Below are 22,194 nucleotides of genomic sequence, written 5' to 3' on the forward strand. Positions count from 1 at the left end.
TAAGCCATTGCTTTCAGCTTGGCTTTTGGTTCGCTCTTACTTATCAATTAGCACGTTCAAATGCGTACTTAATTTCAGTAAAGGTGACTTTTGCTTGAATCGCTTCTAGGGCGATCAAATGCAAAAGCTCTTCACGTGTGGTGCAGGCATCCGGCAAGATGCTGATTTGGTAAGGGTCGGCGGCGTCAGAAATCGCAGTATGGGTCACGCAGTTTTGCGTCATCATGCCACAGATAACCAAGCGGTCGACTTCCAGCTCTTCTAGCACTTGCGTTAGGTTTGTCTCTTGAAAAGCATCGGCGTGTTCTTTGGTAATCACTGGCGCATCAGGTGCGGCGTCTAGAATCGCTTGGTGAAGTTTCACCCCTTCGGTGCCTTCTACAAAAAATGGCGATTCGCTGTCAGAGACATGTTGTACCAGTACCACTGGCGGCATCTTGCTCTTTGGCAGCGTGAATGGCATTCACCATTTCTTTTAGGGCTTCATCGGCATTCCATAGCGGAAAGTTACCATTTGCGAAGTAGTCGTTTTGTGGATCAATTACTAATAATGCAGTGCGGCTCATTGTTGGCTCCTGTTGTGTTGTTTACAAAGACCTTTATTAAGAACCCTAGAATCGCAAAACGATGGGTTCCATTACAGTGTCAAATTTGCCATATTAAAAGCCAAAATTGACAAAATGAGTATTTCCCTTGAAACATTATCAAATCGCTGTGCTTGCTTATCCTCATTGTCTCTTGTCGGCGGTTTATGGTTTTGCCGAGACATTCGAGCTTGCCAATGAAGCCTGTGAGGAAGCAGGTTTAGAAGTTCGCATCACCACGCATATTTTGCATGCAGCCGACCTTTTCAAAAGCCAAGAGATTCAACAACTTTATCACGCCGTGTTGTTGCCTCCCAGTTTGGAAAAAGCCAGTTACAGCGAGAAAAATACCAGCATCAATGATTTTTTAATCGCGCAACATCGACAAGGCGCCATGCTTTGCAGTGCCTGCGCTGGGGCGTTTTTCTTGGCTTACACAGGTCTTACCGACAAACGCTTAATGACAACACACTGGGCGCTAGAAGGCCTGTTTAAGGAACGCTTCCCTCAGCAAACAATGGACACATCGAAGATATTGATTAACCAAGGCGATGTGATCAGCGCCGGTGGCATGATGTCTTGGGTGGATTTAGCGATGGAGCTGGTACAAGCCTTGATGAATGCCAATATTGTTCGTCAGCTGGGTAAAACCTTGGTGATTGATACAGGCAAAAGAGAGCAACGCTATTATCAGCAATTCCAGCCAAATTTCGACCATGGCGATGCGGCGATTCTGGCGGTTCAACATCATTTACAAGGCCATTTTGCCGAACTGCAACGCACCGAGAGTATGGCCGCTCTCGCCAAACTCACACCGAGAACCTTTTTAAGACGATTCGCTAAATGCACTGGATTCAACCCAAATGAATATTTGCAGCGACTTCGTATTCAAGTAGTTTGCGACAAGTTGGAGAAAACGACACTGCCGTTCGAAAGTATCGCCCTACAAGTGGGATATGAAGATGCCGGCAGTTGCCGCAAAGCATTTCACAAAATTATTGGATTAACGCCCAGCGCTTTTCGGCAACGCTTTGTGTCTTCCTCGGTTTAATGCTTGAAACGAGTTAGTGATTTAGCGCTGTTCTTTTTGACTCGCGAAGCATGGCACCGGGCGCAATGCCCATATACTTTTTAAAGGTGCGACGAAACGCGGCTTCGCTTTGATAACCCAGCGTCTGACTTAATATCGCAAGATTGTGTTCGCCATTGATTAAGCGTTGCCCTGCCAAACGCATTCGCCAAGACGTGAGATAACCCATAGGCGTCATATTTAAGGTTTGTTTAAAATGCGAGCTAAAACCTGAACGAGACATGCCCGCTTCGGCGGCTAAACTCGACACTTGCCAGTCTTTGTCTGGCGCATCGTGCATGGCAACAATGGCTTTTGCCAACTTATCATCGCTGAGCCCTGCCATTAATCCCACATTGATAATGTAAAACTGCAAGAAAAACCGTAATAACTGGATGAGATAAGCTTCGGCCAAACGGGCGACAACAACTTTTGAACCACAGTGAGGATCAAGATTTTCTTGTAATAACAAGGCCGTCATAGGCGCTAAATAGGTCGCAACGTTATCGCCTTTGGTCACCTTAATCCATTGCGATTGGGAATCTAACAATGGATTTAGCTGCTTGCTTCCAAAGGTATAATCACATCGAAGCAAACAGGCTTTCTCACTGAGTCGTCGCAATGTGATGTCTTGACCAGACGGCAACCATAAACCGTCGCCTGAGTTCAATAGCAAAGAATCCTGCTCGTTTCTTCGTCTTTTGTCACTCTGTGACGTCAGAATTTCTAACTGCCCTTCCACCAAATAAAACCAATAACAAGCGTCAGTAGATAACACTAAGAGACTGCTTGATGGCACAGCATAACAATCCACTAAGGTAGCAGTGGGACGAAAAGTTTCGAGTACCGAAGAGAGCTTGTCCATGAAAATTCACCTGCCACAAATTATACGATCTGCAATTATTTATATATTAATGATCACCTATCGTATCAAATATTCACTTAATATGGCGATATTCATTCATCAGGAGATCAACATGATTGTATTAAAACCAAGACAAGCAACCCCAGCATTAGACGTTAATACACTAAGCGGCCCTTGGTCCTTAGCGGAACAAGCACCAGAACATTTCACTATGGTTGTGGTTTACCGTGGTTTGCATTGCCCTATTTGTAAAGGCTACCTACAAGAGCTTAACCGTTTGCACGATGATTTTATTACACAAGGCGTCAGCACCTTGGTGATCAGTTCAGACAGCAAAGAACGCGCACAAGAAGCGTTTTCTGCTTGGAGAATCGACAAGCTAACCTTAGGTTACGAGCTAAGTGTGGAACAGTCTCAAGCATGGGGATTACATCGCAGCGCAAGCCGAGGCGATACAGGCCAAGGAGCGTCTCAAGAGCCAGCAGAGTTTACCGAGCCAGGTTTGTTTTTGATCAAACCAGACGGCACACTTTACTGGAGCAACATCAGCACCATGCCGTTTGCTCGCCCTCATTTCAAAGAAGTGTTAACGGCGATTGGTATCGTATTGGATATCAATTATCCAGCCCGTGGTGAATTGGTTTAAGGCTTCTTTTCGTCTAAGACGTTTGCTGTTTTAGCGCCTTGAATGCAGTGACATAGAAAAAGCAAAATCACTTGCGTGGTGTTGCTTTTTCTATTTATTCGCCATGTTCAATCTACAACGCTTAATCTACAGCTCTTAATCTACAACTCTTAATCTACAATAAAGAGCGTGGCGCCTTCAGAGGTCGAAGAGCGATGCGGTTCCGCGTCATCCGCCACTTGGTAACTCATCCCCGCCGACAACAAAAAAGTACGGCCATCTTGTAATACGGTTTTCAGCTCGCCACTCATACAAAAAAGAATGTGGCCTTTTGTACACCAATGATCCGCCAAGTAGCCAGCAGAATACGTGACGATTCGAACACGAATATCACCAAATTGTTTGGTCTGCCAATAGGCAAATCCGCTCTCGCCTTTGTGGGTGGTTTTTTCCACGCCTTGCCAATCGGTAATGCCAAAGGGTAAATCTGTAATCTTCATATCTAACGCCTTAAAAGCCTTCTATTTACAAGACAATGCTGCTCCATTTGAGCGGCATAACATGACCTGTAGTAAGCGTTAGGTAAGAACGTTGGTCAAGCACTATATTAGAAGATTAAAGTAATATCTGAAGCCTTTAAGTAATCTCTATTTGATAGCAAAACGTCTCTGCAGAACCATGTGAAATTCGATATTCCAAGGGCGTTTTATCATAGCCATAAGCCACTCGTTCAATCACGGCAACAGGGCTGTTTTCTGCAGTTTTTAAGGCTCCAGCAATATGTGCATTCGCGGATTTGATGGTTAAGGTTTCTTTCGCAGACGCAACAAGCTGCCCACATTGTTGTTCATAAAACGGGTACAGCAAATTACCGAATTCAGATAATTCTAAATCGATAAGGCTGCTAAAAAGTGATGCTGGCAGCCAAATTTCTTCCGTTAATACCACACGCTCTTCTAATAGTCGCAAACGCTCAAGACAAATGGCCTTGTCATTCACATCGATTTCTAACGCATCAGCGGCTTGCTGTGGTGGTTTTTTAAACGTTCTGGATAGCAATTGGCTTTCGGGCATAACAAAACGCCCATCGGAAGACATTTGACGGAAAAAGCGAAATAAAGAGGCATTAAAATCGGGACGACGCACAAAGGTTCCACGACCTTGACTACGGTAAAGCAAACCATCGTTGACTAAGGTGTCAACCGCTTTACGAATAGTGCCTATCGCCACCTTATAATTTTTTGTTAGTTCACTTTCTGTCGGAATCGGCACATCAGGCACCCAAACACCCGAACTAATATTGTCCAGCAATTCATCACGTACCTGTTGATAAAGCGGTAAACGATGATCCCGCCCCTGCTTAAACAGCGTCATTTCGATCCCTCATTGGTAAATATCCTCATTCTAATACTCAGGTAGATAGGCGTCTATGATTGTTGACTTTTTAATCATACAAACATATATTCATATGTATGAATTACAAAAGTATACACTTCCCTTACAGTAAATTGATTTAAACGCATGGACATAAAGGTCTTTTGATGATTTCTGACACTGATATGCCAATAAAAGGCATAGACACGCATGCGCATATTTTTCGTACTGATTTGCCAATGGCTGCAGAACGTCGCTACGCCCCAGACTATAATGCACTAGCGGAAGACTTTTTGACCCAGTTAGCCAACCACAACATATCTTACGGTGTTTTGGTGCAACCCAGTTTTTTAGGTACTGACAACGGCTTTATGGTGCAAGCCTTACGTCAACATCCTGAGAAACTTAAAGGCATTGCAGTCGTCGATCCTAGTATTAGTGATAGTGAATTAGATGAGTTAGATGCATCTGGCGTGGTGGGTATTCGCCTAAACTTGATAAATAAACCACTCGAAAATTACACGTCTCCTGTATGGCAAACATTTTTAAGTAAATTGGCAAAACGCAAATGGGTTGTTGAAATCCAGCGCGAATTAGATGATCTAGCGAGCTTTTTACCTGCTATTTTAGAATCTGGTGTTGAGGTCATTGTCGATCATTTCGGTCGCACATTGATGGGTATCCAACCAACTAATCCTGCACACCAAGATTTTTTAGATTTATTAAGCAGTGGCGCGCCAGTGTGGACAAAAATTTCAGCCGCTTATCGCTGTAATGCCAATATCGAGCAAGCACAAGAAATGCTAGCAATACTGCGCCAAGCCTATGGACACTCAGAGCTTTTCCTATGGGGAAGTGATTGGCCAAACACGCAATTTGAAACACAGACGGATTACACAGAACAATACAATTTTATGGAAGCCCTACTACCCAGCACGGATGAGCGGAATAAAGTACTGATTACTAACCCAAGCAAATTGTTTAGGTTTTAACCGCCAACCAAATAAGAAATGTAAAAGAGAACCATAAAATGAGTCTACTTGTTGTTGGAGCAATCCTGCTATCTATCGTCCTTGGTTATAAAACCCGTATTAATATCGGGTTTTTTGCCATCGCCTTTGCCTATTTAATTGGTAGTTTTGCGCTTGGACTAAGTCCTAACGACATTATTAAAATGTGGCCACTGAAGATCTTCTTCATCATCTTTTCGGTGTCGTTATTTTACAGTTTTGCCATTATCAATGGGACGTTAGAAAAACTTGCCGAACATCTTATGTATCGTTGCCGTCGCTTTCCTCACTTGTTGCCATACGCGATTTACATCACTACGACCATCATTTCAGCATTAGGCGCAGGTTATTACACCGTTCTGGCCTTTATGGCACCGATTACTTTATTGCTTTGCCAACGCACTGGCATGAGCATGGTGATTGGCTCTATGTCGGTAGGTTACGGCGCATTAACTGGCGCGAACTTCATGTCTAGTCAAAGCGGCATTATTTTCCGCAGCATCATGACAAACGCTGGCGTGACGGAAAACCAAGCCTTTATCAACTCCATCGGCATTTTCCTAAGCACTGCCATTATTCCTTTCCTAGTAATTACTGGATTGGTTTTCTTTACTAAGCACCGTGCTAATGTGGCAAAAAATGATTTTAAAATAGAACGCCCAACGCCATTCAACAAAGAGCAATCTCAAACGTTAGCCTTAACGCTAATCATGATGGGATTAGTACTGCTTGCTCCGATTTCTCATCTTATTTTCCCAGACAATGAGACCATTACCTTTATTAATTCCAAAATGAACATAGGTCTAATCGCCAGCGTGTTCTCTGTTATCGCATTATTATTGAAACTTGGAGACGAGCGTAAAGCCATTGCGTCTGTGCCTTGGTCAACACTTATTATGATCTGTGGTGTGGGTATGTTGATTTCTGTGGCAATTAAAGCCGGCACAATCAACGACCTTGCCTCTTGGATCGGCACCTCAATTCCCGCTGTGTTAGTACCTGTTGCGTTCGGTATTGTCGCTGCCTTTATGTCCCTTTTTGCCAGTACATTGGGCGTGGTTACACCAGCGCTTTTCCCAATCGTACCGTCAATTGCTCAAAGCTTGTCACTGGATCCGATGATGTTATTCATCTGTATCGTTGTCGGTGCGCAGGCCACGGCTATCTCACCTTTCTCCTCTGGAGGAAGTTTGATTCTTGGCGCCTGCCCAACAGAAGAAAGTCGGACAAAACTGTTCCCTCAGCTTCTGTTTCGTGCGGCACCACTGGGCTTTGCCGCCGCCCTATTATTTAATTTGCTAATCACTTTCGTGCTTTAGTACTCAAAAACCTCTTTGGGCGTATGCACCGTTTGGTGCTACGCCCTTTTTTTATTGGAGATACCAATGGCTCTTTCACTGCGCGCTCGCCTTCTGAGTGTTAGCATTCTCGCTGTCGTGATCACGACAACGTACTTAGTCACAGAAACAACGCTTTCCCTAACTCAGCAAATGCGCGATTCACTATTAAAAGATGTTCGCCATTTTGCAAAAGCCTATGGCGACAACACAAGCGAATGGCTAAATAGCCGTAAAGTGATTGCTGCATCGCTTGCTAACACCTTAGAGCGAGCACCAGAACAATCGCCTTACATAGCGATCAAACAAGCCTACGACAGTGGTAAATTTGCCTTAACCTATTACGGCAACAACGACGGAAAAATGTATCGCCAAGATCCAGCACTAGATGCAAAACGTCCGGGCTACGACCCGCGTCAAAAAAGCTGGTATCAAGAAGCCATGAACATGGGTAAAGCCGGTATGCTCGGTCCAAATCTAAGCTCTACCACAAAAGAGTTGGTTATTATCCTGACCAGTCCGGTGACAAAAAATGGTCGCAGTTTCGGCACCGTGGGCGCTAACCTAAGCCTTGACCAACTCTCCGAGCAAGTATCTGAGCTTGATATTCCAGGTTCCGGCTCTGCCATGATGGTTGCCTCTAACAACGATATTATTGCCCACGCCGACAAGAATATGGTAATGAAAAAGGCCGAATCTATCGCCTCTATTTTCGCGCCTAAATTACTGTCGAAACTAGCGAAAGAAGATAAATTGATAGAAGAAACCCTCAACGGAAAAGAAGTATTTGCCTACGCGCAAGAAATTCCTAATACGGACTGGACCTTGGTGTTCACCATGGACAAAAGTGAACTGATGGCACCAGTTTATAAAGTCTTAGTTCGCCAGATCATCACGGCACTGCTTATGCTGGCAGCCTTTAGTGGCTTCTTATATTGGTTATTTAAAGTGCTCTTTAGTGACTTAAATCGCGTATCTAAAGCCTTACAAGATATCTCCAAAGGCAAAGGCGATTTGCGCGCCCGCATTGAAGTAAAACGTGATGACGAAATTGGCGTATTAGCACAAGGCTTTAACGACTTTGTGAGTCACATGCACGGCGTTGTTGAACGTCTAAAAGTCCTGTCTAAAGACGTTGCTGAAGAAGCACATCAAGTATCAAATTCTTCTACACAGAGCGCTTCTCGTGTTGCCACGCAGCAACAAGAAATCGACATGGTTGCCTCTGCGGTTACCGAAATGGCAGCCGCAACTCATGAAATTGCCGGCAATGCAGAGCAAACCGCGAAAGCCGCGAGTCACTCCGTTGAACTCGGTCATAAAGGCAGCGAACAAGTGCAGAAGAGCCGCAACTCAACCTATGAACTTGCTAATGAGGTCAGCTCGGCTACTCAACAAATCGCCGATTTAGACAAACATGCCCAGCAAATCAGTGGCATTCTATCGACCATTACAGGCATCGCAGAACAAACTAATTTGCTAGCGCTTAACGCCGCTATCGAAGCGGCTCGTGCCGGTGAACATGGTCGTGGCTTTGCCGTGGTTGCCGATGAAGTGCGCACTTTGTCACAACGTACTCACTCTTCTACCGAAGAAATTCAAAAGATGATTGAGTTACTACAAGAGCAGACATCAAAAGCCGTTACCTCGATGCAAAGCAGCAGTGCCAAAGCGCAAACCAGCGTGGTCGATGCTGATGCTGCGACGGAAAGCCTAGAAGAAATCGCCAATGCCATCATCAGCATTTCAGACATGGCAACACAAATCGCAACGGCCGCAGAAGAACAAACCGCGGTCACTAATGAAATCAGCCAAAACAGCGAAATCATTCGCCAAGTGGCGGCCGATTTAGCCGCTGAAAGCAAAACCGGTGTGGAACAATCAAAACGACTCAGCCAACTTGCTAAGCAAGTGGACACAGAAGTCGATCAATTCCAGATCTAAATCTGCCAATCATACAAAAAGGGTCACTGTGAAGTGGCCCTTTTTGTATTTACGTTAAGTCATCAACATTCGTCAAAACCCACGCACTATTGTGTTGGGTAAAGCCAATTTTAGGGTAACAATCGACCGCTTGCGGCGCAGACAACAGAATCAAAGAACACTTGGGATGCAAGGCTTCTTTGGTCATTCGTACCAAGGTTTTACCGATCCCCGAAGCTTGCACTGCTTCATCCACCGCCAAGTCTGATAAATAGCAGCAGAAGGCAAAATCCGTCACCGAACGAGACACGCCCACCAAAGCTTCACCTTGCCATGCGGTAATCAACAAATTGGCGTTTTCCAGCATCGCGTTTACTGTCTCTAGATTATCAATAGGACGACGCGCACCGAGTGTGGTTTTCGACAGCAGCTCAATAAACTGAGCGGCTGTAATTGCCTGATTCACTTTATACTGAATAGGCAGTTCTGTGGATTGTTCAACGGACATAATTCGGACTCCTTTAAAGTTAGCTAGGGCTAAGACAAACGTATTATTTAGCATTTTTTCGTATAAACAATCCATTTTAAATTGGTTTTGTTCATGCAAGTGTTTACTTAACCTTTCCTTGTCTTTAACGCCTCAGGCAAAAAACCATTTCACCAAGGAAACAGAAAATGACCTTTAAAAAACGACTCAGTTTATTACCCTTAATTATTAGTGCCGCCGTGGCTAGCCAACAGCTTATTGCAAAAGACATTACCTTGCTCAATGTCTCTTATGACCCCACTCGCGAACTTTATCAAGCGTTTAACCCGCTGTTTATCGACTATTGGAAGCAGCGTACTGGTGACGACGTAACGATCAAACAATCCCACGGTGGTGCAGGCAAACAAGCACGCGCTGTGATTGATGGTTTGCAAGCCGATGTAGTGACGTTAGCCTTGGCCTACGACATCGACGCGATTGCCGAAAAAACTGGCAACATAGATTCAAATTGGGAGAAAAAACTCCCCAACAACAGCTCGCCTTATACATCGACCATTGTTTTCTTGGTTCGAAAAGGCAATCCTAAAAACATCAAAGACTGGGACGATCTAGTCAAACCTGACATCCAAGTCATCACACCGAATCCAAAATCCTCTGGTGGTGCCCGTTGGAATTATTTGGCGGCTTGGGGTTACGCAGAAGAAAAGTACGGTAGTGAGGAAAAAGCCAAAGACTATATTAAACAGCTGTTTAAAAATGTCCCTGTGTTGGACAGCGGTGCTCGTGGTGCAACCAATACCTTTGTTCAACGTGGCATAGGCGATGTATTACTTGCATGGGAAAATGAAGCCTTTCTTGCCATTAATGAACTAGGCCCAGACCAATTTGAAATTGTCGTACCCTCTGTGTCTATTTTGGCGGAGCCGCCCGTTACCGTGGTGGATAAAATTGCTGAAAAACACGGCACAAAAGAAGTGGCAGAAGCCTACTTAGCCTATTTATATTCACCTGAGGCACAGCGTTTAGCGGCAAAACATTACTACCGTCCAGTCTTACCAGCATTGGCAGATCCTAAGGACATCGCGCGTTTTCCAAACGTTAGAACGTTTACTATCAAAGAAAAATTCGGCAACTGGCAGCAAGCACAGAAAACTCATTTTAGTGATGGTGGGCAGTTTGACCAGATCTATACCGTTAAATAAAAGCCAATCGCCTTCTAACCTCTTAATCTCGTAACCATAAACGCAAAACGGACGCTCCATCAGCGTCCGTTTTGCATTTAACGTTTTACTTTTACGAGACCGTTGAACAAGAAAAGCCAAATCACTTTTCTTCATAAGCTTCCCATTTATTCTTAGTTCTGCTGCATAAGCCATCTCCATAAACTACAGACTTTAGACATTCTGGAGTCAGTAATGAACACGCTTCGTCAATTTTCGGTGTTACCCGGATTTGGTTTATCTCTGGGTTACACCTTGGTGTATTTATCCCTCATTGTACTGGTTCCCATCAGCGCGATTTTTATCTTCACTAGTCAGTTAAGCCTGTCTGAATATTGGCAAGTAGTCACCTCACCTCGTGTTATGGCGTCTTATCAATTGTCATTTGGCACATCATTTTTAGCAGCTGCTATTAATGCCGTCTTCGGCGTGTTGCTGGCTTGGTGTTTAGTACGTTATTCCTTTCCCGGTAAACGCATCGTCGACGCCTTAATCGACTTGCCTTTTGCTTTGCCTACAGCGGTTGCTGGTATCGCCTTAACCGCTTTATACGCACAAAACGGTTGGCTTGGACAAATCATTGAAGGCTATTTTGGCATTAAAGTGGCTTTTACGCCTATTGGTATTTTGATTGCGTTGGTGTTTATCGGCCTGCCTTTTGTGGTGAGAACGGTACAACCTGTATTGGAAGAAATTGATACCGAATTGGAAGAAGCCGCGTCAAGCCTAGGCGCGAATCGTTGGCAAGCTTGTCGCTATGTGGTTTTACCAGTCTTGCTACCCGCCATCATGACGGGCTTTGCCCTAGCATTTGCCCGTGCGGTGGGCGAATACGGCTCGGTTATTTTCATTGCCGGTAACATTCCTATGGTGTCCGAAATCACGCCCTTAATGATCATCAGCAAGCTAGAACAATACGACTACACAGGCGCGACAGCTATCGCTTCCGTCATGTTAATTGTGTCATTCATCTTATTGCTACTGATTAACCTATTGCAGTCATGGACAGCCAAACAAACAGGAAGGAACGCTTAAATGAGCACACTTGCTATACAAACGCACGCTTCACAAACAACACGTTTTGAAAAGAACGCCGCAACACGAGAGCCCAACTGGGTAAAATATTTACTGCTAGGAATCTCATTAAGTTTCTTTGCGCTGTTTTTGTTATTGCCATTAATCGCTGTCTTCACCGAAGCCTTACGCAAAGGATTAGAAACCTATTGGCTAGCATTTACGGATGCCGATGCCCTGTCTGCCATTGCTCTTACACTAACCGCCGCACTGATATCTGTGCCGCTAAACCTGTTTTTTGGGGTGGCAGCCGCGTGGGCCATCACAAAATTTGAATTTAGAGGTAAACAGATTTTAATCACCTTTATCGATCTGCCTTTTTCCATCTCGCCGGTCATAGTTGGCTTAAGTTTGGTACTGGTATTTGGTGTTCATGGCTGGTTTGGCGAATGGTTAGTCGCCAATGACGTCAAGGTTATTTTCGCCTTACCCGGCATTGTGCTGGCCACCATATTTGTGACCTTTCCATTTGTCGCGCGCGAACTGATTCCACTCATGCAAGCACAAGGCAAAGAGGAAGAAGAAGCTGCCATTGTGCTGGGTGCGAAAGGCTGGCAAACCTTTTGGTACGTGACCTTACCGAATATCAAATGGGGTCTGTTGTATGGCGTGATTCTCTGTAACGCCAGAGCAATGGGGGAGTTTGGTGCTGTATCCGTTGTGTCCGGTCATATTCGTGGCGAAACCAACACCCTGCCCTTGCATGTGGAAATTCTTTACAACGAATACAACTTCTCGGCAGCCTTTGCAGTGGCGTCTTTATTGGCTTTATTAGCTCTGCTGACCTTGGTCATCAAAAGCTATGTCGAGCATAAAATCAGCAAAAGAACGAATGGATAATAGGTGATATATGAGCATCAACGTAAAAAACATACACAAGCAATTTGGCGAGTTTACTGCCCTCAACGATATATCACTGGACTTTCCTTCTGGCGAACTAGTGGCGCTACTTGGCCCATCTGGCTGCGGCAAAACCACTTTATTACGAATAATTGCCGGATTAGAACAGGCCGATCATGGTGACATTATTTTAGATGGCGAAAACGCCTCAAACACGCACGTTAGGGATCGTCAGGTCGGCTTTGTTTTCCAGCATTATGCTTTATTCAAGCACATGACGATTTTCGATAATGTTGCTTTTGGTTTGAGAATGAAAACCAAAGCACAACGTCCGTCTGAGTCAAAAATCAGAGAAAAAGTATTCAGCTTATTGCAGCTTGTGCAATTGGATTGGTTGGCAGATCGCTTTCCTGCACAACTCTCTGGCGGCCAGCGTCAGCGTATCGCCTTGGCGAGAGCCTTAGCGGTCGAACCACGCGTTTTGTTACTGGATGAACCCTTTGGCGCCTTAGATGCAAAAGTACGAAAAGAGCTACGTCGTTGGTTGCGAAAACTCCATGACGAGCTGCATATCACCTCTATTTTTGTCACCCATGACCAAGAAGAAGCACTAGAAGTCGCCGACCGAGTGGTCTTAATGGATCACGGCAAAGTAGAACAAGTCGGCACACCAGAAGCGGTTTACAATCACCCTCAAACGCCGTTCGTGTACAGTTTCTTAGGTTCGGTTAACGTGTTTCATGGCCGCGTGGAACAAGAGCATTTACAGGTTGGTAATGAACAATTGCGTCACCATAATGATTCTTATGGCCATGCCCAAGACGTGTTTGCCTTTGCCAGACCCCATGAATTAAAAATCGTCGATAATAATCATCACGAAGGCGTGTCCGCACGAATAAGCCGTGTATTATCCTTTGGTATCGAAACCAAGGTGGAACTGGACGGTCTTAACGGCACACATTACGAAGTACACTTGTCCCAACAACAGCGACAAGCTCAGTCATTGCACATTGGGCAAGAGGTCAAATTAGTCCCCTCAGCTTTAGCGCTCTTCCCTAAAAAAATAGAAACACTACGACTTAGCGAACAACAAGGATAACGACCAGTGAATTTTCAGCAATTACGTATTTTGCGAGAAACCGTCAGACAAGATTTCAATCTGACGGAGGCCGCCAACCATCTTTTCACGTCGCAATCGGGTGTTTCTAAACACATCAAAGATTTAGAAGACGAACTAGGTGTCGAACTGTTTGTTAGAAAAGGCAAACGACTGCTCGGACTCACCGAGCCGGGCAAAGAATTAATCAAAATTGCCGAACGGATTCTGTTGGATGCCAACAACATCAAAAACTTAGCAGATCACTATCGCGACAACGACAGTGGCGAACTCACCATCGCCACCACTCACACGCAGGCAAGATATATCCTGCCGGTGGTGATTACCTTATTTAAGCAAAAGTACCCAAAAGTTCATTTGAAGTTACATCAAGGTAGTCCAAGCGAAATTGCTAAACTGTTACTCGCCGGCGAAGCCGACATTGGTATTGCCACAGAGACACTGGGCGACATCGCCGAATTGGCGAGCTTCCCTTACTATCAATGGACGCACACCGTCGTCGTGCCCAAAGATCACCCATTGAATCAGCATCCTCAACCACTGACATTAAAAGCCATCAACGCTTATCCGATAGTGACCTATCACGATGGATTTACTGGCCGAGCCAATATCGAAAAAGCCTTTCGGCATGCGGGAGAAAAACCGAATATCGACATGTCAGCGTTAGATGCGGACGTCATCAAATCGTATGTGGAGTTGGGCATGGGCGTGGGGATTATTGCGTCCGTCGCCTATGATGAAAAACGTGATACAGATCTGGTTATCTTACCGTCACAACATTTATTCGAACCCAGCTGGAGTAAAATTGGCTTACGCCGAGGGCATTATTTACGCCAATACGCCTATGACTTCATTCATTTATGCGCTGACAATTTAACCGCCGATGTTATAAATGCAGAGATAAAGCCCGAATAGCTGACGCCCCTTTTAATTAACGCTCTGCCGACAAAACCCGCAGAGCCACACCAGCGGCCGAAGTGCGATTTTCGACACCAAGCTTAGGGAAGATTTGCTCTAGGTGTTTGTTGACTGTGCGCGGGCTCATTTCGAGAATTTCAGCGATTTCTCGGTTGGTTTTACCGTTGGCAATCCAGTGCAACACTTCTGACTCTCGATCGGTTAGATCCAGTTCTTTCTTCAATAAGGCTGGACCTGCTGGTTTGTCACCGTCTTCCAGTCATCGGTATCGCTTAAACCTGTAAGCCTAACAAGCCATAACGAGTTTTTAAGTATGCCGATTTTCTACTCTTTTGTTTGCCCCTAAGCTTCCTCGAAGCGGTTCCCACAATCCAGCTAATGATATGAAAGTAATACCAAGTATTTCGCGTAATCCGAATGGTTCATTTGCCCACATTGCTGCGCTGATTGAACCAGTACTGATTTCTGTCATGAATAAGATCCCTAGAATTCCGGGACTTAGTACGCTGGCGCCCCACAATATCGCGATAGCCGGTGGAATGATTAAAATTACCACAACAGGAATAAGCCAACCCAATACGTCATGTAGTTGCGCCAATGTAGGTGGTTGCTGAGCCTCTTCCATCGGAAGTTGAGTCAAGATCAGAGCAGAAATACTTCCCCACAAGAAATAACACAGGGTAACGTCCATGGTGTTCTGCTTGCCGCTCTTTTTCATGTACACCGCAGCAAACGCCCAAACTATACCTGAGGCAAATCCCATCCAATCACCGATATTTTTAGGTAATGGAATGCCCGTATCTATTTTGAAAATGATCAATATGCCAGCGAACGCGAGAATCATACTGATCCAGCGATCAAGAAAGATTCTCTCTCCTAATAGGTATCTAGCAAGCAAAGTGCTCCACAGAGGCGTTAAGTAGTACAACAGCATGGCGTTAATCACTTGTGTATAGAGCAAGGCCTCTGCGTAGAGCACTAACCCTAAACCAGCCAGCAAACTAGGCAGATGCAGAGAAAGACCGCCTTGAATAAGGTGTCTCCATCGAAAAACATATAAAGGCGCAAGAAGAGCGGCGGGGAAAGCGTAAAAAACCACAGTCGTCCACAAACCATCGATACCAGCCGCATTTAATGCACGCAATGGTATCCAAAGAATCCCCCAGATGAGTCCCGACATAGCAACAGCCATCGTTGCCATATTTTGTTGCTTAAAGTGAGACATTCAGCTTCCTTCCATTTCATTTGCGCTAAATGCTAAGGGGTTTCAATGCGCTTTACTGGCGGAATTCGGACGTCAAAATATGGCAAGTGTAGACGTGACAATAGTCATTCTGTACTTTTACCTAATGCTAGATTTTAATATTTGTGACAAAGCCAGACTCGACAGAGACGCCCGATACGATGGTGTCTTTTTTGTGGGTGTCAAAACATCAAAAATATACTGCCGAACCATTTGCCCTGTTCGCCAGCCCTTGCCTAAAAATGTCACCTATTTTCAGACTGCCTCGGCGGCTGAAGCCGATGGATACAGACCTTGTTTAAGATGTAGACCAGAAGCCGCGCCTTTTTCTCCGGCGTGGAATGGAACGCTCACCACGGTAAATCGAGCAATACAACTAATAGAAGATGGCGCACTGGATAATGGAAGTGTCGAAGCATTAGCTGAACGACTCGGGGTGGGAAGTCGACATTTATCCCGTTTATTTAAAAAACACCTTGGCGCCAGTCCTATACAAGTAGCAAGAACAAAGCGACTGCAAAAAGCCAAACGCTTGCTTGATAACAGCGAACTTAAAATTTCCAGTATTGCCTTCAAATCAGGTTACGGCAGCATCAGACAATTCAACGACTGCTTTCTAGAAAAGTATCGTCAATCACCTTCTCAATACCGCAAAAAATACTGCAAATCTTGCGCATCATGATTTTGGCATTTTCGCCGCAGCTCTCGCTCGCTTGTAGGATCACAACACCAAGACGTGGTAGCTTTTTAAACATGGGCATAAAAACATGAGCTATTGATTCTGGACAAAGGAACAGTATGATATTGTCATACTTTTTAAAGTTAGGGGTTCTAGCTATGGGCATGCATCGAAAAACAATCACGCTGACTGAACAACAAGACAATTGGGTAAAGAGCCAAATCGAAAGTGGTCATTTTGGCAATGACAGTGAGTATATACGTGATCTCATTAGAAAGGATCAACAAGCCAAAGAGCGTCTTGCCATTCTTAGGCAGGCTCTCGTTGAAGGCGAATCGAGCGGGGAATCTAAACCACTTGATATATCAGCCATCAAGGCGGCGGGTCGAAAAAGAGTGGATGCGGCCAAGTAATGCTCAGACTTAGCATTACACCGAAGGCAGAATCAGACCTAATCGGAATTTGGGTTTATACCTGTGAAGCATGGGGCGTTGATCAAGCAGATACTTACATTGATCAGTTGGAAACAGAAATGAATCACCCATCTCTCGGTACCAATTATGCCCATGTTTTCCCAGGGTATCGTCGATTACTGGTTGAACATTATGCTATTTTTTATCAAGTACTTGAAACTGAAATACTTGTTGTTCGTGTATTACACGAGGAAATGGACGCACCGGAAAGGCTTCTTGATTAGCGACAGTTGTAGTTACAGTTAGTGTCTGTAATCAAGCTCCGAGCTCACTTTGTGGAACCAGATGAGGTATCGAGTAGATGCTTGACCATTTGAGAGCCCACTCCTCTTCCCGCTGCGCGTTTTACTTTGCAGTACTTCTAAGCTTTCAGGTTCACCGCCTTAATACCCGACTCAATCGCTTTTATCATAATATGCTGTGGGCCTGCAGCTCCGCCATGGTAGAGGGTGTTGGTGTCTTCAAAACCACCTTTTAAATAAAGATCTTTGGCGATAGGGTTTTGACAGTTTACGGTTAGGAAGATATTTGAATGGTGAGGATAGGCTTCGCTCAGGTAGTTTGGTAACGCCAAGATGGCTTGTTTTGCATAGCCTTTGCCTTGGTGCTCTTTGCTGATGAAGAAGCTACGCAGGCCGATTGAATGAGACTGACTTGCAAAATCGTAGGTTTTCGAATAGGCAGTATCAATAAGAAAGAAGCCGACGATGTTGTCATCTTCAAGGATCACATGGGGACGAATTTGTGCATTGGCGTTTGCTAGAATGTCTTCGATGCTGCCAACAAATTTTTTCTGTTCTTCCACCACGCTTAATGTAATCACTTCGGCTAGATGCTGAGTTGTCATCTTTTCAATAATAACCATACCCTTTCCTTCTAATTCTTTTCTTTTTTACCTTGTTGTATTTATCCCATTAGCCCAAATTATAAGCTGCTATCCAATTTAAAAGTGATTTTTCTATGTTTGTGATCAAACTCTTTGTTGCCTTGATTCTCTTGTTTGCTCTGGCGATTTATCTCGTTAATTTAAACATTAAATCCAAGGTAAACCCTATCGAGGAAGTCACGTCTGCGCCTTATAAAGACACTAAGTTTCATAATACCGCACCGCGTAAGCCTATGTCCTTTACTGATACGGCCAGTTTGTGGGTACGCTTTTTTACTGAGAAAAAAGTCGATACGACGCCAGATATTAATATTCCGGTACGAGCTGTTAGCCGTGCGGATTTAGATGTGCTAAGTAGCGACACGGTGCATCTGGTTAAGCTTGGGCATTCTTCTATTTTGCTAAAGGTGTATGGCGAATATTGGCTGATTGATCCGGTCTTTTCGGATCGTGCGTCGCCCTTTCAGTTTGCTGGCCCAAAACGATTCCACCAGCCTCCAATTAGTTTAGAAGATTTACCGCCTATCGATAAAGTCTTGATTTCCCATAACCATTACGACCATTTGGATAAGGCGAGCATCAAGGTTTTGTTGAAAAAAACGCAGCAGTTTTTGGTGCCAAAAGGCGTCGATGGTGACTTAGTTGATTGGGGCGTGGAGGCCAATAAAATCACCACGTTCGATTGGTGGCAAGAACTTCAAACTAGCCAAGGTTTGGTAGCCTTTACGCCGACTCAGCATTTTTCGGGACGTGGTATGGGTGATGGCAATGCGACTTTATGGGGAGCTTGGGTAATCAAAACACCACAGGAAAGCATCTTCTTTAGTGGTGATTCTGGCTATTTTTCGGGTTTTAAAGAAACGGGCGATAAATACGGGCCATTTGATCTCGCTATGATAGAAACCGGCGCTTACGATAAAGACTGGGCCGATATTCACATGAAGCCAGAAGAAAGCGTTCAGGCAAATATCGATTTACAAGGGAAAGTGATGATGCCGATTCACAATGGCACGTTCGATCTGGCGTTTCATACTTGGCACGACCCATTTGATCGTGTGGTTAGCGAAGCAGAACGTCGCAATGTAACGCTCAGCACACCGGAGTTTGGGCGTATTTTTTCGATTAACAATTTACCGCCATTAACGCCTTGGTGGCAAGCTACGAGTCAATAAACTTCATGTTGTCATGCAATAATCAATAAAAACCTTTCGCTTTCTCTTTCAAGCACCGAATTAATGCCTGCATTTTTTTTGGCAAATGCCCAAATGGATATTGTAAATACACTGGAAGCGGCTTTCCCTTCCAGTCTTTAAAACAAGGCTCAAATACACCTGGATGGCGTTCTAAGTGAGCTGTTGCGAAGTAGTGAGGCAATAAGCCAACGCCTTTGCCGCGAATAATGGCTTCGGCATGCAATATATATTGGTCCACGATAAGACGAGATTTAGGCAAATCAAAAGATACGCAACCTCGAGTTTCATGTTCTAAAACAATGTTGTTCTGTTCGATTTTCAGTGTGTCGACCCACGAATATTGGTTCAATTCACTGGGATCATTTAATGTTCCTACTTTTTCTATATATTTGGAGCTGGCATACAAACCTTGGCTTAATTCGCCAATTTGTTCAGATCGTAATTGTTCATTCGTTGGCTCACCCACCCAGACACAAATATCATTACTTTTTATTTCATTAAAAAGCTGATTGCCTGTACACACTTCTATATTCACCTGAGGAAATTCTTCTAAAAACTGGAACATGAGCCCCGAAAACCAACCGCGAACTAAGCTGGTGTGTACATAAACCACTAACGAACCACTGACTTCTTCTTTTAACTCTTCGACAGCTTTATGACCTTCATCCGCGATATTGAGCATTTTTTGCGCAAAAGGCAGAAACTTAATACCCGCTTCATTGGCAAACAATCGATTCGCTTGGCGACGCAAAAGAGGTTGATTTAATGCTTGCTCCAGATGGCTAATTCTTCGACTCAAGGTAGATTTTGATACGCCAAGTTGTTGAGCGCTTTCTTTTAAACTTCCTGTTTCCATGACAGAAACGAACGTCCTTACTTCATTTAGATCGTACATTCACCTTCTCCAGAGCTGTCTTCTAATACTCATCATTTGCTAGCCATTATCTTGCGTCTCTAAATAGAAGAGACACGCTTTTTTATTACTTCAATGTGATCTTTTCATTTGTTGCAAAAAGAGGAACAAACCGTATCAACACAAAAGGCGACAATTGCTAGATAATACAAATGATAAGTATTCTCACTAATATTTAGAACCCCATATAATACTTGATATGTTCCACTTTAACCATGGAGAAAATGCTCACAATGTCCCCTTCACCTCGTCATTATAAACTTACTGTTTTAGCCGCCTTGATCAGTACCGCTACCTATTCAGCAACAACACTTGCAGAAGAAAACACCGTCGACCTAGACAAATTGGTTATATCCGCGTCTGGCCATGAGCAACAAATCACTGATGCGCCAGCCTCGATTACGGTTATTACTCAGCAAGAAATTGAAAAGAAAGCGTATCGAGATATTACAGATGCTTTAAAGGATGTTCCCGGAGTCACAGTGACTGGCGGTGGATCAAATGAAGAAATATCCATGCGTGGTATGAGCGGAAAGTACACTCTAATACTGGTTGATGGAAAGCGCCAAAGCTCCCGTGAAACTCGCCCAAACAGTGACGGTCCTGGAATTGAGCAAGGTTGGATTCCTCCGCTTTCTGTGATTAATCGTATAGAAGTTATCCGTGGGCCAATGTCTTCTCTTTATGGCTCGGATGCTTTAGGCGGTGTGGTCAATATCATTACTAAAAAGGTCCAAAATGAATGGGGCGGCGAACTCTCATTGGCAACAACAGTCCCAGAAGATTCTAAATCGGGCGACAGTAAACAAGTCGATTTAATGGTCAATGGTCCGCTCGTGAAGGATAAACTTGGCTTACAAATTTATGGACAAGTTTCACAACGTGATGAAGACAATATTGTCGATGGTTATGCCGATCAAGACATCAAAAACCTAACCGCTAAACTGTCTTGGGCAATGACAGAAAATCAAAACATTGTCTTTGAAGCGGGTAAAGAAACTCAAAGTAGAGCGAGAAACAAAGGCAAATCAGTGCCTTTAACCGGAAGAAACGCCTCAGACAGTGATCTATCTTATGATCGTAAACATTATGCTCTAACTCACACTGCAAAAGTGAATGATAATGCCATCGAAACATATCTCACTAATGAAAAAATAGACAATCCCAGCCGAGATATGACTTACGAAAATACCATACTAAATAACCAAACAGTTCTGCCATTTACCGATCATGTACTGACCATTGGTGGGCAATACGATTACCAAAAATTGGAAGATGAAGGCAATCAGGTCTCAACAGGTCTTCGAGAATTAACACGATGGAATGTTTCTGCTTTTGCCGAAGACGAATACTTTGTCAATGATAGTCTTTCTGTAACTGGAGGCCTTCGTTACAACAAAGACGAAAATTACGGTTCTAATGTCTCCCCACGAATTTACGGTAATTGGTCATTCTCGCCAGATTGGACCTTAAAAGGAGGCATTAGTAGTGGTTATCGCTCGCCAGATTTACGTCAAGGTACTGAGGGCTGGGGACAAATAACCGGCGGAAGAAACAGTAAAGTGCCAGCAGTTATTTTAGGTAATGCGGATTTAAAACCAGAAGAAAGCTTGAGCCGTGAAATTGGCTTGTATTGGGACAACCAACGCACCACACAATTAAGCGCCACTGTTTTCGTAACGGATTACAAAGATAAAATTACCGAAGAACGTGTTTGCGAAAACAACTGCACTTACTCAGGAACTGAGTATCGATTTATTAGTAAGCGTAAGAATGTTGATCGAGTTGAAATGCGCGGTGTTGAACTCACTGCGAATCATAGCTTTACAAACACCTTCTCCGTATCAGGTAACTATACCTACACTCAATCAGAGCAGGAAACAGGCGAGTTCGCGGGTGAACCATTAAACAGCCTGCCAAAACACATGGCAAATGCGACCATAAACTGGGATACCACGCCTAAGTTAACGTCTTGGGCTCGTGTTAATTACCGCGGTAAATCCAGCGAAGGCTTGAGCAGAACATCGATGGTAGAAGGCGTCCCTGCTTATACCTTTGTCGATGCAGGATTGAGCTACACGATCACAAAAGACGTGTCTGTTTTTGCCGGAATATATAACCTGTTAGATAAAGAAGTGAATACAGAAACATACGAAAAGGTACTTGATGGCCGCCGTTACAACGCAAAAATCAAAATGAACTTCTAAGCAAAACACTCTCGATTTTCCCTTTGTGCAATTTGCACACAAAAGACCGCAACCTAGCTTGCGGTCTTTTTTTGTCTTCACATTTTATCAATAGAGCAAATCGCTGGCATAAAAAAACCACGACGCTCAAACGAGAGCCGTGGTTTTTATGTCATCA

Annotated in this window: 24 protein-coding genes and 1 pseudogene; 15 read left to right on the top strand and 10 right to left on the bottom strand. The window is 44.2% G+C overall.

Going from position 1 to position 22,194, the window contains the following annotated elements:
- Positions 1–43: 43 nt before the first annotated feature.
- Both ACO05V_RS20075 and ACO05V_RS20080 read right to left on the bottom strand, forming a co-directional pair.
- A complete protein-coding gene (locus tag ACO05V_RS20075) occupies positions 44–436 on the bottom strand; it encodes an isochorismatase family protein (protein WP_421855811.1) in 393 nt (130 codons plus the stop codon).
- The gene (locus ACO05V_RS20080; RefSeq protein ID WP_421855813.1) at positions 402–566 is read right to left on the bottom strand and encodes a hypothetical protein; all 165 of its coding nucleotides are present in this window, start codon (positions 564–566) and stop codon (positions 402–404) included. The genes ACO05V_RS20075 and ACO05V_RS20080 overlap by 35 nt, the downstream gene beginning before the upstream one ends.
- Positions 567–693: 127 nt before the next feature.
- Here ACO05V_RS20080 and ACO05V_RS20085 point away from each other — a divergent pair, with 127 nt between their 5' ends.
- Positions 694–1,635 carry a GlxA family transcriptional regulator gene (locus ACO05V_RS20085; protein WP_421855815.1) on the top strand — a complete coding sequence of 314 codons (942 nt, stop codon included), beginning with the start codon at positions 694–696 and terminating at the stop codon, positions 1,633–1,635.
- Between the two features lie 13 nt (positions 1,636–1,648).
- Here the strand turns inward: ACO05V_RS20085 and ACO05V_RS20090 are convergent, their stop codons facing one another.
- Positions 1,649–2,518: an AraC family transcriptional regulator gene (locus ACO05V_RS20090; protein WP_421855817.1), complete on the bottom strand. Its 870-nt coding sequence runs from the start codon at positions 2,516–2,518 to the stop codon at positions 1,649–1,651.
- 112 nt (positions 2,519–2,630) lie between these two features.
- Here ACO05V_RS20090 and ACO05V_RS20095 point away from each other — a divergent pair, with 112 nt between their 5' ends.
- Positions 2,631–3,164 (top strand): redoxin domain-containing protein, encoded by a 534-nt coding sequence (locus ACO05V_RS20095; protein ID WP_421855819.1) that lies wholly within the window; start codon positions 2,631–2,633, stop codon positions 3,162–3,164.
- Positions 3,165–3,313: 149 nt separating this feature from the next.
- Here ACO05V_RS20095 and ACO05V_RS20100 read toward each other — a convergent pair whose 3' ends face one another.
- Positions 3,314–3,643: a DHCW motif cupin fold protein gene (locus ACO05V_RS20100; RefSeq protein ID WP_421855821.1), complete on the bottom strand. Its 330-nt coding sequence runs from the start codon at positions 3,641–3,643 to the stop codon at positions 3,314–3,316.
- 136 nt (positions 3,644–3,779) lie between these two features.
- A complete protein-coding gene (locus ACO05V_RS20105; protein WP_421855823.1) occupies positions 3,780–4,517 on the bottom strand; it encodes a GntR family transcriptional regulator in 738 nt (245 codons plus the stop codon).
- 167 nt (positions 4,518–4,684) lie between these two features.
- Here ACO05V_RS20105 and ACO05V_RS20110 point away from each other — a divergent pair, with 167 nt between their 5' ends.
- The 3 genes from ACO05V_RS20110 (at position 4,685) to ACO05V_RS20120 (ending at position 8,808) form a co-directional block, all read left to right on the top strand.
- Positions 4,685–5,509 carry an amidohydrolase family protein gene (locus ACO05V_RS20110; RefSeq protein ID WP_421855825.1) on the top strand — a complete coding sequence of 275 codons (825 nt, stop codon included), beginning with the start codon at positions 4,685–4,687 and terminating at the stop codon, positions 5,507–5,509.
- Positions 5,510–5,547: 38 nt separating this feature from the next.
- On the top strand, positions 5,548–6,846 hold the full coding sequence (locus ACO05V_RS20115; RefSeq protein ID WP_421855827.1) for an SLC13 family permease: 1,299 nt from the start codon (positions 5,548–5,550) through the stop codon (positions 6,844–6,846).
- Between the two features lie 66 nt (positions 6,847–6,912).
- Positions 6,913–8,808: a methyl-accepting chemotaxis protein gene (locus ACO05V_RS20120; protein WP_421855829.1), complete on the top strand. Its 1,896-nt coding sequence runs from the start codon at positions 6,913–6,915 to the stop codon at positions 8,806–8,808.
- A gap of 49 nt (positions 8,809–8,857) precedes the next feature.
- On the opposite strand, the gene ACO05V_RS20125 is transcribed toward ACO05V_RS20120, so the two are convergent.
- On the bottom strand, positions 8,858–9,295 hold the full coding sequence (locus ACO05V_RS20125) for a GNAT family N-acetyltransferase (protein ID WP_421855831.1): 438 nt from the start codon (positions 9,293–9,295) through the stop codon (positions 8,858–8,860).
- 167 nt (positions 9,296–9,462) lie between these two features.
- On the opposite strand from ACO05V_RS20125, the gene ACO05V_RS20130 reads away from it, so the two are divergent.
- From ACO05V_RS20130 to ACO05V_RS20150, 5 genes are all read left to right on the top strand, one after another.
- The gene (locus tag ACO05V_RS20130) at positions 9,463–10,476 is read left to right on the top strand and encodes a sulfate ABC transporter substrate-binding protein (RefSeq protein WP_421855833.1); all 1,014 of its coding nucleotides are present in this window, start codon (positions 9,463–9,465) and stop codon (positions 10,474–10,476) included.
- A gap of 213 nt (positions 10,477–10,689) precedes the next feature.
- Positions 10,690–11,529, top strand: a complete 840-nt coding sequence (gene cysT, locus ACO05V_RS20135) for a sulfate ABC transporter permease subunit CysT (RefSeq protein ID WP_421855835.1) — start codon at positions 10,690–10,692, stop codon at positions 11,527–11,529.
- On the top strand, positions 11,530–12,408 hold the full coding sequence (cysW, locus tag ACO05V_RS20140) for a sulfate ABC transporter permease subunit CysW (RefSeq protein ID WP_421855837.1): 879 nt from the start codon (positions 11,530–11,532) through the stop codon (positions 12,406–12,408). It begins immediately after the preceding gene.
- 10 nt (positions 12,409–12,418) lie between these two features.
- The gene (locus tag ACO05V_RS20145) at positions 12,419–13,507 is read left to right on the top strand and encodes a sulfate/molybdate ABC transporter ATP-binding protein (protein ID WP_421855839.1); all 1,089 of its coding nucleotides are present in this window, start codon (positions 12,419–12,421) and stop codon (positions 13,505–13,507) included.
- Between the two features lie 6 nt (positions 13,508–13,513).
- Complete coding sequence (locus tag ACO05V_RS20150) at positions 13,514–14,440, top strand: CysB family HTH-type transcriptional regulator (RefSeq protein WP_421855841.1); 927 nt, start codon at positions 13,514–13,516, stop codon at positions 14,438–14,440.
- A 16-nt stretch (positions 14,441–14,456) separates the two neighbouring features.
- Here the strand turns inward: ACO05V_RS20150 and ACO05V_RS20155 are convergent.
- Positions 14,457–14,702 (bottom strand): annotated as a pseudogene (locus ACO05V_RS20155) (response regulator transcription factor); the annotation flags it as partial.
- 48 nt (positions 14,703–14,750) lie between these two features.
- A complete protein-coding gene (locus tag ACO05V_RS20160; protein WP_421855843.1) occupies positions 14,751–15,668 on the bottom strand; it encodes a DMT family transporter in 918 nt (305 codons plus the stop codon).
- A 79-nt stretch (positions 15,669–15,747) separates the two neighbouring features.
- On the opposite strand from ACO05V_RS20160, the gene ACO05V_RS20165 reads away from it, so the two are divergent.
- The 3 genes from ACO05V_RS20165 to ACO05V_RS20175 all read left to right on the top strand — a co-directional run bounded on the left by ACO05V_RS20165 (position 15,748) and on the right by ACO05V_RS20175 (position 17,062).
- A complete protein-coding gene (locus tag ACO05V_RS20165; RefSeq protein ID WP_421855845.1) occupies positions 15,748–16,368 on the top strand; it encodes a bifunctional transcriptional activator/DNA repair enzyme AdaA in 621 nt (206 codons plus the stop codon).
- Between the two features lie 116 nt (positions 16,369–16,484).
- The gene (locus ACO05V_RS20170; protein WP_421855847.1) at positions 16,485–16,778 is read left to right on the top strand and encodes a type II toxin-antitoxin system ParD family antitoxin; all 294 of its coding nucleotides are present in this window, start codon (positions 16,485–16,487) and stop codon (positions 16,776–16,778) included.
- Positions 16,778–17,062, top strand: coding sequence for a type II toxin-antitoxin system RelE/ParE family toxin (locus ACO05V_RS20175; protein WP_421855849.1), 285 nt, complete (start codon positions 16,778–16,780; stop codon positions 17,060–17,062). The genes ACO05V_RS20170 and ACO05V_RS20175 overlap by 1 nt, the downstream gene beginning before the upstream one ends.
- A 137-nt stretch (positions 17,063–17,199) precedes the next feature.
- Here the strand turns inward: ACO05V_RS20175 and ACO05V_RS20180 are convergent, their stop codons facing one another.
- A complete protein-coding gene (locus ACO05V_RS20180; RefSeq protein WP_421855851.1) occupies positions 17,200–17,703 on the bottom strand; it encodes a GNAT family N-acetyltransferase in 504 nt (167 codons plus the stop codon).
- Positions 17,704–17,798: 95 nt separating this feature from the next.
- Here ACO05V_RS20180 and ACO05V_RS20185 point away from each other — a divergent pair, with 95 nt between their 5' ends.
- On the top strand, positions 17,799–18,896 hold the full coding sequence (locus ACO05V_RS20185; RefSeq protein WP_421855853.1) for an MBL fold metallo-hydrolase: 1,098 nt from the start codon (positions 17,799–17,801) through the stop codon (positions 18,894–18,896).
- 22 nt (positions 18,897–18,918) lie between these two features.
- Here the strand turns inward: ACO05V_RS20185 and ACO05V_RS20190 are convergent, their stop codons facing one another.
- On the bottom strand, positions 18,919–19,812 hold the full coding sequence (locus ACO05V_RS20190; RefSeq protein WP_421855855.1) for a LysR family transcriptional regulator: 894 nt from the start codon (positions 19,810–19,812) through the stop codon (positions 18,919–18,921).
- Between the two features lie 251 nt (positions 19,813–20,063).
- Here ACO05V_RS20190 and ACO05V_RS20195 point away from each other — a divergent pair, with 251 nt between their 5' ends.
- On the top strand, positions 20,064–22,037 hold the full coding sequence (locus tag ACO05V_RS20195) for a ligand-gated channel protein (RefSeq protein ID WP_421855857.1): 1,974 nt from the start codon (positions 20,064–20,066) through the stop codon (positions 22,035–22,037).
- Positions 22,038–22,194: the final 157 nt, after the last annotated feature.

Origin of the sequence: Marinomonas sp. (assembly GCF_965225885.1) — a bacterium.
Lineage (GTDB): Bacteria > Pseudomonadota > Gammaproteobacteria > Pseudomonadales > Marinomonadaceae > Marinomonas.